The 16,443-nt window shown below is 73.6% G+C and carries 14 protein-coding genes and 1 pseudogene; 1 reads left to right on the top strand and 14 read right to left on the bottom strand.

Features of this window, described 5'->3' with window-relative positions:
• Positions 1–8: 8 nt before the first annotated feature.
• Together aroB and ACQP0N_RS12475 are read right to left on the bottom strand one after the other, a co-directional pair.
• Positions 9–1,091: a 3-dehydroquinate synthase gene (gene aroB / locus ACQP0N_RS12480; protein ID WP_433120134.1), complete on the bottom strand. Its 1,083-nt coding sequence runs from the start codon at positions 1,089–1,091 to the stop codon at positions 9–11.
• A 10-nt stretch (positions 1,092–1,101) separates the two neighbouring features.
• Entirely contained in the window at positions 1,102–2,100 is a 999-nt protein-coding gene (locus tag ACQP0N_RS12475; RefSeq protein WP_433120132.1) for a helix-turn-helix transcriptional regulator, read from the bottom strand.
• Positions 2,101–2,179: 79 nt separating this feature from the next.
• On the opposite strand from ACQP0N_RS12475, the gene ACQP0N_RS12470 reads away from it, so the two are divergent.
• A complete protein-coding gene (locus tag ACQP0N_RS12470; RefSeq protein WP_433120130.1) occupies positions 2,180–2,908 on the top strand; it encodes an alpha/beta fold hydrolase in 729 nt (242 codons plus the stop codon).
• 125 nt (positions 2,909–3,033) lie between these two features.
• Here ACQP0N_RS12470 and ACQP0N_RS12465 read toward each other — a convergent pair whose 3' ends face one another.
• From ACQP0N_RS12465 to ACQP0N_RS12410, 12 genes and pseudogenes are all read right to left on the bottom strand, one after another.
• Positions 3,034–3,537, bottom strand: coding sequence for a shikimate kinase (locus tag ACQP0N_RS12465; RefSeq protein ID WP_355053071.1), 504 nt, complete (start codon positions 3,535–3,537; stop codon positions 3,034–3,036).
• The gene (gene aroC, locus ACQP0N_RS12460; protein WP_433120128.1) at positions 3,537–4,715 is read right to left on the bottom strand and encodes a chorismate synthase; all 1,179 of its coding nucleotides are present in this window, start codon (positions 4,713–4,715) and stop codon (positions 3,537–3,539) included. The genes ACQP0N_RS12465 and aroC overlap by 1 nt, the downstream gene beginning before the upstream one ends.
• 95 nt (positions 4,716–4,810) lie before the next feature.
• Entirely contained in the window at positions 4,811–5,731 is a 921-nt protein-coding gene (locus ACQP0N_RS12455; RefSeq protein WP_433120126.1) for a glycosyltransferase family 2 protein, read from the bottom strand.
• A complete protein-coding gene (locus tag ACQP0N_RS12450; protein WP_433121590.1) occupies positions 5,728–6,336 on the bottom strand; it encodes a glycosyltransferase in 609 nt (202 codons plus the stop codon). Before ACQP0N_RS12450 ends, ACQP0N_RS12455 begins: the two co-directional genes overlap by 4 nt.
• A gap of 68 nt (positions 6,337–6,404) precedes the next feature.
• Positions 6,405–6,881, bottom strand: coding sequence for a UDP-N-acetylglucosamine--LPS N-acetylglucosamine transferase (locus ACQP0N_RS12445; RefSeq protein ID WP_355053068.1), 477 nt, complete (start codon positions 6,879–6,881; stop codon positions 6,405–6,407).
• Positions 6,882–7,096: 215 nt separating this feature from the next.
• On the bottom strand, positions 7,097–8,359 hold the full coding sequence (locus tag ACQP0N_RS12440; protein ID WP_433120124.1) for a hypothetical protein: 1,263 nt from the start codon (positions 8,357–8,359) through the stop codon (positions 7,097–7,099).
• Positions 8,356–9,258 carry a sulfotransferase domain-containing protein gene (locus tag ACQP0N_RS12435; protein WP_433120122.1) on the bottom strand — a complete coding sequence of 301 codons (903 nt, stop codon included), beginning with the start codon at positions 9,256–9,258 and terminating at the stop codon, positions 8,356–8,358. Before ACQP0N_RS12435 ends, ACQP0N_RS12440 begins: the two co-directional genes overlap by 4 nt.
• 8 nt (positions 9,259–9,266) lie before the next feature.
• Positions 9,267–10,872 (bottom strand): annotated as a pseudogene (locus ACQP0N_RS12430) (lipopolysaccharide biosynthesis protein).
• Positions 10,869–12,113, bottom strand: coding sequence for an O-antigen ligase family protein (locus ACQP0N_RS12425; protein ID WP_433120120.1), 1,245 nt, complete (start codon positions 12,111–12,113; stop codon positions 10,869–10,871). Before ACQP0N_RS12425 ends, ACQP0N_RS12430 begins: the two are co-directional and overlap by 4 nt.
• Before the next feature lie 120 nt (positions 12,114–12,233).
• A complete protein-coding gene (locus tag ACQP0N_RS12420) occupies positions 12,234–13,832 on the bottom strand; it encodes a lipopolysaccharide biosynthesis protein (RefSeq protein ID WP_433120118.1) in 1,599 nt (532 codons plus the stop codon).
• A complete protein-coding gene (locus ACQP0N_RS12415; RefSeq protein ID WP_355053064.1) occupies positions 13,825–14,376 on the bottom strand; it encodes an acyltransferase in 552 nt (183 codons plus the stop codon). The genes ACQP0N_RS12420 and ACQP0N_RS12415 overlap by 8 nt, the downstream gene beginning before the upstream one ends.
• A 94-nt stretch (positions 14,377–14,470) precedes the next feature.
• Positions 14,471–16,408, bottom strand: a complete 1,938-nt coding sequence (locus ACQP0N_RS12410) for a hypothetical protein (RefSeq protein WP_433120116.1) — start codon at positions 16,406–16,408, stop codon at positions 14,471–14,473.
• Positions 16,409–16,443: the final 35 nt, after the last annotated feature.

Here is a 16,443-nt window from a genome sequence, read left to right as displayed (position 1 = left end):
CCTCACGCTCACGGGGTAGTGGCCAGCTCGCGGTAGGCGGCTTCGAGCAGGGCGTCGTCCGGGCCCTCCAGCATCGCCGGGCGGGCCAGCCCGTCCAGCACCACGAACCGCAGCCGGGCGCCCCGGGCCTTCTTGTCGACCCGCATCGTGGCCAGCAGCCGCGGCCAGGCTTCGGCCGGGTAACTCACTGGCAGGCCGAGCGCCGTCAGGGCGCTCCGGTGCCGGTCGGCGGTCGGGGCGTCCAGTCGGCCGGCGAGCCGGGCCAGCGTGGCGGCGTACACCAGGCCGACCGCGACCGCGTGGCCGTGCCGCCAGCGGTAGCCCTCGTTCTGCTCGATCGCGTGCGCCAGCGTGTGGCCGTAGTTGAGCACCTCCCGGACGCCCGACTCACGCAGGTCGCCGGCGACCACGTCGGCCTTGACCCGGATGGCCCGCTCGATCAGCTCCCGGGTCACCGGCCCGCGCGGGTCGGTCGCCGCCGTCGGGTCACGCTCGACGAGATCCAGGATCACCGAGTCGGCGATGAACCCGCACTTGACCACCTCGGCCAACCCGGCCGCGAGGTCGACGGCGGGCAGGCTGTCGAGGGTGGCCAGGTCGGCGAGCACACCGACCGGCGGGTGGAACGCGCCCACCAGGTTCTTGCCGGCGGCGGTGTTGATCCCCGTCTTGCCGCCCACGGCCGCGTCCACCATGCCCAGCAGGGAGGTCGCGACCGGCACCCAGCGCACCCCGCGCAGCCAGCAGGCCGCGACGAAGCCGGCCAGGTCGGTCACCGCGCCGCCGCCGACCCCGACCACCGCGTCGGTACGGGTGAAACCGGCCGCGCCGAGCCGGTCCCAGCAGGCGGCCGCCACGTCGATCTGCTTGCCCGACTCCGCGTCGGGCACCTCGATCGGCAGAGGGTCGACGCCCGCCGCGCGCAGCCGTTCACCGAGCGCGTCGGCCAGGGCCTTGAGTGGGGGCGTGTGCAGCACCGCCGCCCGGGTCGCGCCGGGCAGCAGCCCCGGCAGCGCGCCCAGCAGGTCGCGTCCGACCAGCACGTCGTACGGTCGTTCGCCGCCGACCGGAATCCGGGTCACCTCGTCCATCGCCGGCAGCCTAGTCCAGCGGACGGCGTGGCGAGGGCGTCTGTCCACCTGCTGGCCGAGCGGCCCAGTCGGCCAGCAGGCGGGCGTGCTCGGCCACGGCGGTTCGCAGCGCGTCCGGGTGGCGCACGGTGAACGGGCAGCCCAGGCCGGCGAGCAGCGCGGCCATGCCGGGCAGGCTCTCGGCGCGGGCCCGCAGCAGCACGCCGTCGCCGGTGGCGGTCAACTCGGCCACACTGCCCGGGATGCGCCGCCGGGCGGCGACCAGATCGGTCTCCAGCAGCACCTCGACCTCGTGCCGATACGGCACACCGGCCAGCGACCGGGTCAGCCACGCCACCGCGTCGAAGCCGTCCGGCACCGTGAACGTCGCCGCGCCGGGCGTGACGGCGCCGATCCGGTCCAGTCGAAACGTGCGCACCTCGCCGCGCCGGTGGTCGTGACCGGTGACGTACCAGCGGCCGGCGTGGAAGACCAGCCCGTACGGGTCGAGGTCACGATGCGACCGCTCACCGCGCCACGAGCGGTAGTCCAGGCTCACCCGCTGCCGCCGCCGGGCGGCCGTGGCCAGGGCCAGCAGGGTGCCCGACGCCGGTCGCGCCTGGGGCTCGGGCCGCCGCAGTGTGAAGCCGAGGTGCTCCCGCACAGCGGTCAGCCGGTCGGCGAGCGCCGCCGGCAGCACCCGGTCGATCTTCGCCAGCGCGGTCGCCGTTGCCGGCAGTTCGGTGGCCAGCCCGACCCGTTCGGCGACGACCAGGCCGAGCAGCACCGCCACCGCCTCGTCGTCGGTGAGCATCAGCGGCGGCAGCTTGTACCCGGGATGCAGCCGGTAGCCGCCGTGGCGGCCCCGGTCGGCGAGCACCGGAATGCCCAGCTCGACCAGGGTGGCCGCATAGCGGCGCACGGTCCGTTCGTCCACACCGAGCCGGCTCGCGAGGTCGCCGGCCGTCGCCCGGTGCCGGGCCTGGAGCAGCTCGAGCAGGGCCAGCACCCGACCGGCGGGATGAGACACGGGCCACTCCTTCAAACCGGGCGGATTCTGTCCGGTTTCGATCGTACGGTCGGTCGGTAACCGAGAGAAGGAGTGACAGATGGCGACGTTCGTACTGGTGCCGGGCTTCTGGTTGGGCGCCTGGGCGTGGCGGGACGTGACCGCGACCCTGCGTGCGCAGGGCCACGAGGTGTACCCGATGACGCTCACCGGCTTGGCCGAGCGAGCCCATTTGGCCGGCCCGCAGGTGAGCCTGGAGACGCACACCACCGACATCGTCCGGCTGATCGAGGTCGAAGACCTGCACGACGTCCTGCTGGTGGGGCACTCCGGCGGCGGCATGCCGGTCGCCCAGGCGGCGGACCGGATCCCGGACCGGATCGCCCGGGTGATCTACGTGGAGAGTGGACCGTTGCCGGACGGCACCGCACAGTTCGACACCGTGCCGCCGGAGGAACAGCAACGGCTGCGCGCTGTGATCGGCGACGGTGACCTGCTGCCGCCGCCGGCCTGGGACCCGGCGGCCGACCCGTCGAACCTGGCCGGCCTGGACGAGTCGACGCTGTCCCTCCTGCGTGAGCGCTCCACCGCACAGCCGCTGCGGACGGCGACCGATCCGGTACGCCGCACGGGTGGCCGCCCGGTGCCGACCGCGTTGGTCGCGAGCACCTTCCCGCTCACCGTGGTGCGCGAGATGATCGCCCAACGGCACCCGTTCTTCACCGGCCTGACCGACGGCCCGCTGTACGAGCTGCCCACCGGGCACTGGCCGATGCTCAGCGAGCCGAAGGCGCTGACCGACGTCCTCGACCTGGTCGCCCGAGCCTGACAACGCGCCGATCTTGCGGTTGTGGTTGTCGAGTCACCGGAAATGCCCCGGTACGTCGGCGCAGCAACTGCAAGATCGCGCGGAGGGGCGGGGGCGTGGGCAGGGCGGGGGCGGCTCGGGCGGCGTCAGCGCGGCAGCAGGGCGGCGACCTCGGCGACGACGGCCGCCGGGGTGCGGCCGTCGGTGACCACCGTGTCGGTCGCCACCTCGGCGTACAGCGGCTTGCGCTGGTCCATGAGGTGCTTGAGGGTGGCTCGCGGGTTGATCGCCAGCAGCGGTCGGCCCGCGCCGAGCCCCACCCGCTTCACCGCGTCGGGCAGTTCCACCGACAGGTGGACGACCCGATGCCCCACCAGGGCGGCCCGGTTCTCCTCGGCCAGGACGGCGCCGCCACCCAGGGCGAGCACACCCGTGCCGGACGCCAGCGCCGCCGCCACGGCCGCCCTCTCCAGGGCCCGGAAGTGCTCCTCGCCCTCGTCGATGAAGATCTCCGGGATGCTCTTGCCGGCCATCTGTTCGATGTCGGCGTCGGTGTCCCGGAACTCCACGCCGAGGGAGGCGGCGAGCGCCTGCCCCACGGTGGTCTTGCCACAGCCGGGCACCCCGACCAGGACGACGACCGGCGCCATCAGCGGATGACCAGCGCGTCGAGGTAGCCGGCCACGTTGCGGCGGATCTCGACGACCGAGTCGCCACCGAACTTCTCGGTGGCCGCCTCGGCCAGCACGAGGGCCACCATCGCCTCGGCGACGATCGCGGCGGCGGGCACGGCGCAGACGTCGGAGCGCTGGTTGATGGCGGTCGCCGGCTCGCCGGTGACGACATCCACGGTGGCCAGCGCCCGGTTGAGCGACGAGATCGGCTTCATGGCGGCGCGCACCCGCAGCGGCTCACCGGTGGTGATGCCACCCTCCAGCCCTCCGGCCCGGTCGGTGACGCGGCGGACGCCGGTGGCCGACGGGATGATCTCGTCGTGCGCCTCGGAGCCACGGGAGCGTGCCTGCTGCCACCCGTCGCCGATCTCGACGCCCTTGATCGCCTGGATGGACATCAGCGCGGTGGCCAGTCGGGCGTCGAGCTTGCGGTCCCACTGCACGTGACTGCCCAGGCCCGGCGGCACCCCGTACGCCAGCACCTCCACCACGCCGCCGAGCGTGTCGGCGGCCTTCTTCGCGGCGTCGACCTCGGCGACCATCAGGGCGCTGGCGTCCGGGTCGAGGCAGCGCAGCGGGTCGGCGTCGATGCGGTCGGCGTCCTGCGGGGTCGGACGCAGCCCGGGCTTCGCGGCCACCGGACCCAACTCGACCACGTGCGAGACGATCTCGATGCCGAGTGCCTGCCGGATCAACGCCTTGGCGACCGTGCCGACGGCCACCCGGGCGGCCGTCTCCCGGGCGCTGGCGCGCTCCAGGATCGGGCGCGCGTCGGTGTGGCCGTACTTCTGCATGCCGGCCAGGTCGGCGTGGCCCGGTCGGGGGCGGGTCAGCGGCGCGTTGCGGGCCTGCCGGGCCAGCTCGTCGGGATCGACCGGGTCGGCGGCCATCACTGTCTGCCACTTGGGCCACTCGGAGTTGCCGACCCGGATCGCCACCGGGCTGCCCAGCGTGAGGCCATGCCTCAGTCCGCCGATCACCTCGACCTCGTCCTGCTCGAACGACATCCGGGCGCCACGGCCATAGCCCAGCCGGCGACGGGCCAGCTCGCCCGCGATCTCGGCGGTGCCCACCTCGATGCCGGCCGGCACCCCCTCCAACAGCGCGACGAGGGCGGGACCGTGCGATTCACCTGCAGTCAACCAGCGCAACACAGCGGTCAGTCTGTCACGGCGCGCGACGGGCACGTCGCGCTGCCCGTCGCGTCCCGCCCTGCGGACGGCGAGGACCGTCCGCAGGGCGCGACGGATCAGATGCCCCGACCGCGCTTGTGCAGCGTGCGCAGCACCGAGTCGGCCCGGACCACCCGGCCGGCGACCGCCAGCGCCAGGTAGGCGCGTGGCTCGCGAGGATTGCGGCGCAGCGTGTGCCGGGCCCAGCGCAGGGCCCCGCGCCGGTCGCCGGAGGCGGCCCGCGCGAAGGCGATCTGCCCGGTGACCCGGGCCTCGCCGGCCGGTTGCCCGGCGAACTCCGGGTAGCGCCGCAGCAGCCACTGCAACGCCTCGGAGATGGTGTCCCAGCGCTGCGCGAAGTACGACCGCTTGTGCCAGCGCACCAGCACCGACGGCGTCCGCAGGTTGATCAGCGGCGCGCTGCGGGCGGCGCGCAGCAGGAACTCGTAGTCCTCCGCGTAGCTGCCCGGGATCTCCTCGTCGACCAGGCCGAAGCCGTCGTGCAGCGCCGTCGCCCGGATCAGGAAGGTGGACGGGTGCAGCTCCGTCATCCGGTCCCGCAGGAGGTCGTCCAGGGTGATCCGGTCCTTGTCGAGCACCCGGTCGACGGTGTGCCCGTCGTAGCTGACCCGGATGCCGCAGCAGACGAACTCCGCGCTCGGGTCGGCGGCCAACGCCTCGACCTGGGCGGCCAGCTTGCCGGGCAACCACTCGTCGTCGTCGTCGCAGAACGCGATCAGCTCGCCCTCGGCGGCGAGGGTGCCGCTGTTGCGCGCGCCGGCCAGTCCGGGCGCCCGCCCGTTCGCGATCACCCGGACCGTCCGGCCCGGACCGCCCAGGGCGGTCAGCGACTCGTCCGGCGTGGACTGGTCGAACACGACCACGGCCTCGATCGTGCCCGGGTACTCCTGGGCGAGGATCGCGGCGAGGGCCGCGCGCAGCAGCTCGGGGCGGTCCCGGGTGGGCACCACCACGCTGACGCTCGGCTGCCTGGTCATCGGGTCTCCTTCGTCGGCTGGCCGGTGCGCGGCCAGGTCCGCCAGCGGGGTCGGTGCCGGCTCGACCGGGCCACCAGGTCGTCCACGATCTGCCCGACCCGGGCGACGGCCGCGCGGCGGGCCTCGTGCGCGGCCGGGTCGGCCTGCACCGCGTACCGGGACGGGTCGGCCTGTCCGGCGGCGAGCGCGTCGTGCAGTTCCTCGCGGGTCTCGCAGAGCACCACCAGGCCCGCCGCGCCGAGGCGGCGCGCGAAGAGCTGCTGGTGGTCGTCGACGTGCTCACCGCGCGACGGGTCCCGGGGCACCACGATGGGCAGGTGGCCGTGCCGGCGGGCCTCCAGAATCGTCGCCGGACCCCCGTGACACACCACCAGGTCGGCGTCGGCCATCGCCTGTTGCAGGGCGTCGTGGCCGAGGAAGGGCACCGCGCCGGGCAGGGACGGCGCGACCGTGTGCCCGTGCTGCAGCGTCAGCCCGACCGGGCCGGCCTGCGCGTGCCACTGCGCCAGCCAGTCCACGAGCCGGTCGAAGGGATGCTTGTCGGTGCCGACGGCGACGAGCAGCAGGGGCCGCTCGACGGGCGTCGTGTCGCGCTGGCGCGGCAGCCGGGACGGATCGGCGGCGGCGTCGGGGCGGGGCGACTGGGCGCGGCGGGCGGTGCCCGTCTCCCCGCTCACAGCAGCGTCCCCACGACGGTTGCCTCCGGGTACTGCCGACGCTGCTCGTCCCACTGCACGAGCATCGCGGACAGGAACGGGCGGCAGAGCCGAGCGGTCAACGTCGGGGTGTCGATCCGGTCGTACACCTCGATGTAGACCGTCGGGATGCGACGGAGGCGGGCCAGCACCACGAACGGCACGGCCACGCCCGCGCCGGTGGTGACCACGGCGGCGATCCGCCGACGCCGCAGCACCCGCCAGGCCAGCCGCGCGTTGCGCAGCAGATTCGGTACGTTCCGGGTGGTCGGATGGTGCGCCGGCACCAGGTCCTCACCGGTCAGCAGCGACACCGCCTCCGGGGTGTCGAAGGTGACCCAGCAGCGCCGCCACCGTTCGTACCAGGGCCGCAACGCGAGAAGTTGGGCCAGGTGACCGCCGCTGGATCCGACCAGCAGCAGCACCGGCGACTCGTCGTCGATGTTCGTGTCCACGCGACTCCCCACAAGTTCGCTTGGAATTCCGATTCACGCAAGGCAGAAGCAGATCACAGGTTTTCCGGTCGTTGTATAGCGCGACCGGACGAGGCGACGATCTCCCTTCGGCGTGCTCAGGCCCACTGTCGACCTCACAGCCCATCGACCACCGTCACGACCTGCCATTATGTGGTCACTCTATGACGCGCCTCCGGCGTCGGGAATTCTCCTGTTCACTCGCTATGTCGTTTCTCGATGACGTCCAACAGTGCGGGATGCAGCGCCGGGTTCCACCCGGCGCCGGCGTCGGCCAGCCGCCACGTACGTAGCCACATCTCCAGCAGGTACGCGTCGGCCACCAGGGCGCACCGCGCCGCGTCGAGGCCGAGCCGCCCACCGTGTCGCCCCAGGCACGCGTCCACGGCCGCGGCGGCCACCTCGGCCGGCGCGCCACGCAGCACCAGCGACCGCTGGAACGCGTCGTGCGCCAGGTCGAAGCCGACCGGCACGTCCGGGCCACTGTGCTCCCAGTCCCAGGCGACCAGGCGGCCGTCGTGCGTGCCCAGGTTCCACGGCACCCAGTCGCCGTGCCAGTGGCCGAACTCGACGGCCGTGTCACCGTGTCGGCGGGCCAGCGCGGCGACCGCCGCCACCGCCTGCGCCCCGGCGGACCCGGCCACGGCGGCCCGCTCCGCCTGCGCGGCCAGTCGAGCCAGGAAGGTCGACGAGGCCAACGGGCGCGGCACACCGGGCTCGCCGCCCCGCCGGGCGACCGCGAGCAACGCCGCGATCCGCGGCGGGTCGTCGGCCGGCACTCCACGTACGTCCGGCGGCAGCGGCTCGATCACCGCGACGGCCTGACCGGCCCACGCCGTCTCGGTGAGCAGCCCGGGCGGCGCCGGATGGTCGGGCACACCGGCCACGACGCGCAGCGCCCGCAGCGCGGCGGCCTCGGCCGTCACCAGGGCACGGGTGGCGTCGTTCCAGCCGATCTTCGCGTAGCCACGGGGACGACCGTCGACGGTGAACAGTTGCAGCGTGGGCTTCGCGTTCGGGTCCGGTGGCCGGACGCCGCACGCCGCCAGCAGGGGCGTACCGCCCAGGGCGGCGGCGAGCCGCTCGGTCAGCACCAGATCGGCCACGGGCGCCCCCACCGGCACCGACACGGTCAACGTCGGAAACGGCGCCAGGCCCGCCCCACCCAGTCGGGCCAGCCCACCGAGCGCCGCCCGGAACGCCCGCACCTTCGGCGGCCGCAACGCGTTGTACGCCAGCAGCGACGCCGCGCCGGCCCGGGGCGCGCCCAGCGGCACCAGGAACCGCGCCCGTGCCACCGACGGCACCACGGCGTACCGGGCGACCGCCCGCTGCCCGGCCGGCACCGCGCCGCCCACCGTCAGGTGGACCCGGTCGTCCGGGAACACCGCACGACTCACCCAGCCCAGCCCGTCCGTCCGCGAACGGGGATCCGTGGCCGGGGTGACCCCGGTCGTCACGCCGCCCGGTCCGCCCAGTCGAGGTCCAACCCGAGCCGCTCGCGAAGCGCGTCGTTGTACGGGCGGTAGTAGTCGGTCAGCTCGGCGCGGACCGCCGGCTCCAGCGGGGCCGAGCGCCGGTCGTTGTAGACCTTGAAGTTCGGCAGGTCGTACGCGGGCAGCCCGAGGAAGTCGAGCGTGCGTCGGTAGGTGGCCCGGGAGTCGCGGTAGAGGTCCTCGCTGGGCAGGAAGAGGAACTGGGCCGGGTCGAACCGGTCCAACCACGGCTCCAGGTGCTCCAGGTAACGCCCCCGCGCCCGGTACGTGTACCAGTCGTACGCCTCGCTGAACGCCTCCGGCTCGGCGATGAGCCGCTCCCGCTCCCCCGCCGTACGCTCCGGCTCGGCGGCCAGCGCGTCCGCGAAGTCCAGCGGCTCGATGCCGTGCGTACGACGCTCCTTCCAGTGCGAGTACGCCCGCTCGACCGGATCACGCAGCAGCACGATCAGCTTCACGGTCGGCATGAGCGCGGCGACCCGCTGCGCGGCGAGCGGGTGGAACATGTACAGCGGCGCGGCCTCGCCGACGCGGACCGGCCCGCCGTGCCGCTTAGCGAGGGCCTCGCGCTGCCGTTCGGTCGGGAAGTGCGAGCGGTACCACGCCTCGCCGCGACCCCAGTGCTCCTCGAAGTAATGCGCGGACTTGGTGTTCCACGCGGGGAAGAGTCGGGGCACCAGCGGATGCTGGATGAGGTAGTTCCACAGCGAGGTGGTGCCACCCCGTTTGGTGCCGATGATCAAGAAGTCCGGCAGGGGTCGCCGGTCACTGGTGCGCACCCCGTAGTCGACCAGGGAATCCTTCACCCGGGTGGTCACCTGGGTCGGCACCAACTGCTTGACCCGGTCACGGATGGACGCCACGACGGCCCTCACCTACCTCTCGTCGATGCCGGGGCCGGCCCGGCGGCCGTGGCCGCCTCGTCCGACCCACGGATCTGCCTCATGGTCACCCGGATGCCGGCGCGCACCCGGGGCAACGTCAACAAGCCGACGCAGCCGGCCACCAGCACGGCGAGCGCCACCGCCAGGCCGGGCAGGCCGCGCCCCCGGCCAGCACGCCGATCGCCGCCGCGACGCCCACACCGCCGACGGTGGCCGCCGCGGCGCGTAGCGTCGCCCTGCCGACGAGCGGTTCGCCGACCACCGACCGGGCGAAGCCGGCGGCGGCGAGGTTCTCGGTGGCGATGCCGGCGGCCCATGCCAGCGCCGCGCCCGTCGCGCCGTGACCGGGGATCAGCCAGAGTCCGAGCGAGACGGTCACGGTGAGCCCGGCCAGCGTGGAGACCAGGTGCAGGCCGCTGCGTCCGCCCATCAGCAGCAGGCTCTGCACGTTGCCCACACCGGTGTTCACCAACATCGCCAGCGCCAACACCGTCATCGCCGGCACGCCGGCGGTGAACTCCCGGCCGAACAACTGCAGGAACGCGAGCGCGAACACCGCCAGCAGCAGGTACACCGGCCAGGACAGCACCAGCCCCCAGATGGTCAACTGCCGGTGCACGGCCGCCGCGGCGGCCCGCTCACCGCGCCCGAGCAGCCGGGACAGCTGCGGTGACACCGCGACCCGCAGGCCCTGCATGGCGAGCTGCCCGGCCAGCACGTAGCGGCCGACCGCGCCGAACACGCCCGCGTCGGCCGGTCCGGCCAGCACCGACGTCAGCAGCACCCCCACCCACATGCTGCCCGCGTCGATGGCCGCCGAGGCGGCCCGGGGCAGGGCGAAGCGCCAGAACGTCGACCAGTCGGATCTGGTCGGCCGGAGCGCCGCGCCCCGACCCAACCCGAGCGGCCCGGCCACCAGCACCAGGCAGGCCAGCAACGCCAGCGCCGCCGGCACCAGCCAGCCGGTCATGCCGGCGAGCAGCCCGCCACTTGCCAGCGCGGCGGCGCCGACCAGCGCCGGGCGGGCCACCGGCAGCAGGAGGAACTGGACGCCGACGTACGCGCGGATGGGCCGTACGCAGCGCAACGCGGCCAGCAGCAGGGTCATCGCCACCACCACCGGCACGGCGGCGAAGGTCAGCGTCAGCAACCCGTGGGCCGCGTCGCCCGAGCCGCGCAGCAGGCGGGGGCGAGCGCGTCGGCGCTCAGCGCTCCCGCGACGGCGACGGCGACGCCGGCCAGCAGCGGTGGGATCAGCGCCACCGGAAGCACCCGGGCCGCGTCACCCCGGACGCCGAGACGCCTACGGGGCACCGCCCACATGAGCCCGGTCTCCGCGCCGAGCGTGCAGACCGCGGTGGCCACGGTGACCACGCCGATCGCAGCGAAGAACGCACCCGCGCCGGCCGTCCCGTACCCCCGGGTGATCACCACGGCCAGCACGAAACCGAACAGACCGCTCACGGCCGCGCCGAGCAACCCGGCCACCCCGCTGCGGGCGCTGCGGCGCGTCTCGACCGCGCCGACGTCCGTCACCGCGCTCGGCGGGCCGTCCCGGCCGGCGTCGGCCGGCGGTCGGGTGGCGGCGGTCATGCCGGCACCGCCGTGGTGGAGACGAGCGGCGGATGCCACCGGTACGGGCGGGGCGCGCGTTCGCGTTCGGTGAGCGCCATGGCGAAGCCGACCGCGAAGAACGCGACAGTCAGGTTCTGGTTGGCCATGCCGTAGAACGGGATCTGCACGAGGCAGACCACCGGCACGACGGCCAACCACTGACCGGCCGCCGACGTCGCCCGCGCGCAGACCACCGCGGCGGCCACGAACCAACCCAGAAAGCAGATCAGCGCCGGTACGCCGTGACTGAACAGCACCATCCACAGTTGCCCCTGCGTGCCGATCGGCGCGTCCGCGGAGACGGTGTCCACGTTCACCGGAGCGCCGTAGCCGAGCCACGGCGAGTCCTGCACGCGGCGGATCACCTCCGTGTAGAGCGACAACCGGTCGGTGTTGGTGTCGCTGGAGTCGACCCGATTGTTGATCAACTCGGTGATGGGGATGAAGAGCGTGGCCACCGCTCCGGTCACGACCACGCCGACGATGGACGCGGCGACGCGGACGTTGCCCCGCAGGCTGGCCCGCACTCCAAGCACGGCGAGCCCCGCGCCGAGGCTCAGGAACATCGCCCGGTTCAGGGTGAGGAACGCGGGGGCCAGCGACAGCGGCAGCGACGCCAGCAGCGCCCACCGCAGCAGCCCGCGACGGCGCAACATGGTGTACGCCACCACGCAGGGCAACGTCATCGCGTACGCGCTGCCGTAGTTGTTGGTGTAGGCGAACGGCGCGGCGGGCCGGTAGATCGGGTTGAGCGAGCGCGGGCTGTACTCCGCGGTGGTCAGGTGCACCATGTCCTGGATGAACGGCGTACGGGCGACGCCGGCGGGCAGCAGCACCTCCATCGGGGTGGCCAGCGCGAACCGGGGCACGAGCACCCCGAGCCAGCCCAGCACCACCAGCGCGAACCAGAACGCGCAGAGCGGGGTGAGCACCGCCACCAGGTCGGCACGTTCCCGGGCGGCGGCGTAGACGTAGACGCCGACCACCAGCGCGGTCAGGTAGAAGGCGAGGCGCAGGGCGAACGTCAGCAGCGACGCCGGTGAGGACAGTTGGGTGGCGCTGACGACCACGATCGCCAGGAACAGCAGCCAGATGCCGGCCACCGGGGGCAGCGGCACCCGCCCCCGGGTGAGCAGCACCGCCAGCAGCAGCGCGCCCAGCAGGGACCAGCCCAGGTAGAACGCGCCGAGCGCCCACCAGAGCGGCACGAGGCCGAACATCAACGCCAGGGGCCAGAGGGGCAGCCGCGCGGGGGGCGGTGTCGGCGGCGTCACTGCGACGGCGGCCGGTGTGTCACCGGGTGGCGGCTCGGTCGCCGGGGCGCGGGTGACCGACACCGATCAGGCCCGGCCGTTGCGGGTGAGGACGAAGCCCAGCGGGGTGACCCCGGCGGCGCGCAGCCGCTCCACGAGCCGCCGCAGGTCGCTCTGGCGGCTACGGTCCCGCTCGATGACCACCACCGCGCTGCCCTGTCGGGCGACCGCGACGCCGCGCTCGTCGGACTCGGCCGGTGGCGCGTTGAACAGCACCAGACCGTGGTCGGCGCCCTGCCGCCAGGTGCCGAAGCGGACGCTGCCCACCCCCACGGTCACCTCGTCCGCCGACGCCGGACGGCCGTTGTCGGTCCGGGCGGACGCCACCCGGGGCAGGGTGAGCGTCGCGTCCGGGTCGGTGGACGGGCGGCTGCCGGGCGGGTGCGGGGACGGCCGCCGAGTCGCCGGCGTATCGGCGGGAACACCGCCCGCCGTCGGCGTGCCGGCCGGACGCGGCTTGGGCACCAGCGGGCGGGACGGGTCGAGGGGCAGCCGACCCCGGTCGGCGAGGACGGCGGCACGCAGGCGCTCGACGCGGCCGCTGTCGTCGGCGACGAAGACCTCCCGACCATCGGCGGCGAGCGCCACGGCCAGTCCGGCGGTGAGCGCCGTGACGTCCTCGCGGGAGGTGACCAGCGCGACCCGGGCCGGCTGGCGCACCCGCTCGGCGACCGCCATCGCCACGTAGCGGATGTCCGCGTCGACCGCCCGTGGACTGCCCCGCCAGGGCGGTCGACGTACCGTGCCGAGCAGCGGCAGGCCGGTGGCGTCCCGGCCGTCGGTGACCGAGCGGACCCGCCGGTCCGCCGACTCCCACGCGTACGCCAGCACGACGCCGATCAGCGCGCCGCCGAGCAGGCCGGCGACCAGGTAGAGCGGCCGGTGCCCGGCGGAGGTCACCAGCGCCCGCTCGGCGGTCTGGGTGACCCAGCCGGGGTTGACGTCGACCGCGGCGATCTCGGTGCGGGCCGTGTTGAGCTGGGTGAGCTGATTGTTGATGCCGGACAGCTCGGCCAGCGCGGCGTCGCCGGCGGCGGTGCCCTTGGCGCCGCTCGCGCGCTTCTGCACCGCCGTCTGCTGGGCGACGACCTTGGCGATGCTCGCGTCGTAGGAGCGCAGCATCTCGGCGCGCTGCTGCTCGTACATGGTCCGCCGCACGTCGAGGTAGGACCGCGCGGCGAGGTTGGCGCCCTGCACCGCCCGCTGCGCGTCGTGCGTCTGGTAGGTGAAGCGCAGGATCTGCCCGCCGGTCGGCACCTCGACCTCCAGGGCGTTGCGGACGTCACGCGGCTCGCCACCGACGGCGTCGGCGAGCCGCTGAACCACCTCGGTGCCGGTGGCGAGGCCGCTCTCCACGTTCATGTTGACGGCGCGGTCGGCGCCCGCGCCGCTGGGCGTGAAGGCGTCGGTGACAACTGGCCGGACCGCCACGACCGCGCGGGCGGTCACCGCCGCCGGGACCAGCAGCACGTAACCGAGGGCGGCGAGCAGGCCGACCAGGGCGACCGCGACCACCAGCCGCAGCCGGTGCATCGGCACCCGCACCAGGTCGGAGAGCGTCACCACCCGGGTGCCGCCGGAGCTCGACGAGTCGGGTGGCCAGGGAGCGGGCGTCGCATCAGTCATGGAACTTCTTCACCGTCTGTTGAGGATTGCCCACGACGACGACGCCCGGCGGCACGTCGGTACGCACCACCGAGGCCGCGCCCACGACGCTGTCCCGGCCGACCCGGACCCCCTTGAGCACCAGGGCGTGCGCGCCGACCCAGACGTTGTCCTCCAGCACGATCGGCGCGCGGGTGGCCGGGCCGGGCGGCGCGTGCCGTTGGTCGGGCGGCAGGTTGTGGAAGTCGTTGTCGAGCAGCTCGCAGTCGGACAACAGGCACCTGTCGCCGACCGTCACCGACGTCCAGGTGCCGATCCAGGTGGCGTTGAGCAGACAGTCGGCGCCGACGCGTACCTCGCCGGGGCCGGCGAAGCGGACCAGCTTGTTGATGCGGGTGCGGTCGCCGATGGTGACCCGTACGCCCCGACGCAGCCGGATCCGGCCGCGGATCTGCACGTCCCGGCCGAGGGTCAGCCGCCGATAGCGCAACCCGTACCAGGCACGTTTGAGCGCGAAGACCAGGTGGACCGCGCGTTTCGCACGGAATCCAGCGCCGCCGACCAACGACCCCTCCCCACATCGCGGGGCCGGCGGCGGTGGTACCGCCGCCGACCCGACGTGAACAATCTACCGATCCTCCGTTACGAACGGTTGACCATCACTGCACGGAGAAGAACATTGAGGGGATAGACCACGACAACTCGGGCGTCGCTGCGGCGATGAGCGTCGTCGCGGTGCCGTTGACCACCGCGGTCGGCGCGGCCGTCGGGTCGAACGGGACGCTGCGCAACCCGCCGTCTGTGGCACCGTAGACGATCCGACCGTCCACCCAGGCCATGCCACGCACGCTCGACCAGGTGACACCGCTCGTCGGCAGCGCGAACTCGGTCGCGCCGAGGTAGTTTCCGTCGATCTCGAAGTAGCGGTAGTAGAGGCTGTTGGCGCCGGTACGGGTGTAGTAGAGCCGACCGTCGAGGTAGAAGGCGCCGGTGAGACTCGCCGGGTTGAACCAGTCGTTGTAGCCGGACGCCTCCCACGACGAGCCGATCGCGCCACCGTTGAACAGCGAGACGTCGATCCGGCTGCCGGTGGGCGTACCCGCCACCGTGTGCGACCAGTAGATCCGGTCGTCCACCCGCCAGGTCGCGCCGGACGCGGTGTAGGCCGGCTGGCTGACGGTGGTGGGGGTACCCAGCGTCACGCCGTCGAACGGCACCTTCGACACCTCGCCCGCGCCGGTGCCCAGGTAGAGGTTGCCGCTGCTGCCACTCGGCGGGTTCTTCGCCGTGAAGGTGCGACCGCCGGCGAGCGGGAACATGCCGAGCCGCCCGTGGTACTCCTCGCCCATGCCGTCGGAGTTGTGGCCGAAGTAGAGACCGTCGGAGCCGCGCCAGAGCACCGGCACCGCCGAACCCCAGGCGGTGGTGCCGGACGGCATCGAGGCGCTGCCGCTGCGCCGCGGGTTCCAGTTCACCGGCAGACCCGTGGCCGGGGTGACCGCGCCGATACCGAGTCGGTCGATCGCGCCCGGGCCGGCGTTGTCGCTGGCGTTCGGGTTGTTCAACCAGCGGAAGTGACCGCCCAGGTAGATGACGTTGTCGGCCACCTCGACCGAGGTGATGGTGTCGTTGCCGGTGAAGTCGATCCAGGTGCCCACCTGGCCGGTGCCCCGGGCTGCGGTCTCGAACCGGACCAGCGCGTCGCAGTACGCGCTCGGCCAGCCGGCGCCGCCGTTGCTGCCGACCACGAACCAGGTGCCGTCCTCGCCGAACTTGAGGTCCTGCACGTAGTGCACGAACGTCGTCGGGGCGGCGCACGGCGCGACGTACTTCTCGCTGCTCCAGTCCAGCACCGCCGGGGTGCCGGACACGTCGACGAGCGCGATCTGGTTACGCGGCAGGTCGTTGAGGAGCGTGAAGTTGCCGCCGACGCCAAGGGTGTTGCCGTCCGGAGTGACGTCGATGGTCCACACGTACGAGGTGGTGCCGTGCCGTCCGACCGTGGCGTCGATGGAGAAGGTCGGGTCGATCGCCCCGGTGGTCGCGTTCAGCCGGCCGAGACCGGCGTGCGCGGTGCCGTTGAGCCAGTTGAACGCGCCGGCCACGTAGAGCCAGTTGCCCGACAGCGCCAGATCCCGGACGGTGCCGCCGTCGGAGCGGCCCACCCAACTGTCGATGATCGCGCCGGTGCTCGGGTTCAACGCGACCAGGTTCTTGCGGGAGACCCCGTTGACGTTCTTGAAGGCGCCGCCGACGATCAGCGTGCCACCGGGCCCCGCCAGCAGCGTGTTGACCGCGCCGTCGAGCACCGGCAGGAAGCTGGTGGACATCGCGCCCGTGGTGCGGTCGTACGCGAAGAGGTACCGCTGGGTGACCCACGCGGACGTGGCGGTCTGCCGGAGCTGGGTGAAGCTGCCGCCGACGAACACGGTGTTGCCGACCTGCGCGAAGGCGCGGGTCTCACCGTCGCGGGCGTGCGGGGTGAGGTCGGTGGGATTCGCCGACACCAGGGTCGCGGTCCCGGGGACCGGCACCACCGCCGCCGAGGAGGCCGTGGGGGCGCTGAGCACCGCGGCGAGGACCGCAAGCGCGATCACCCCCGCCCGGGTACGACGTCGTCCGAACAAACGCC

This window comes from Micromonospora sp. CA-246542 (genome assembly GCF_050942905.1).
Classification (GTDB): domain Bacteria; phylum Actinomycetota; class Actinomycetes; order Mycobacteriales; family Micromonosporaceae; genus Micromonospora.
Note: the sequence above shows the minus strand (reverse complement) of the source record. Positions and strands in the feature narration are given on the sequence as shown.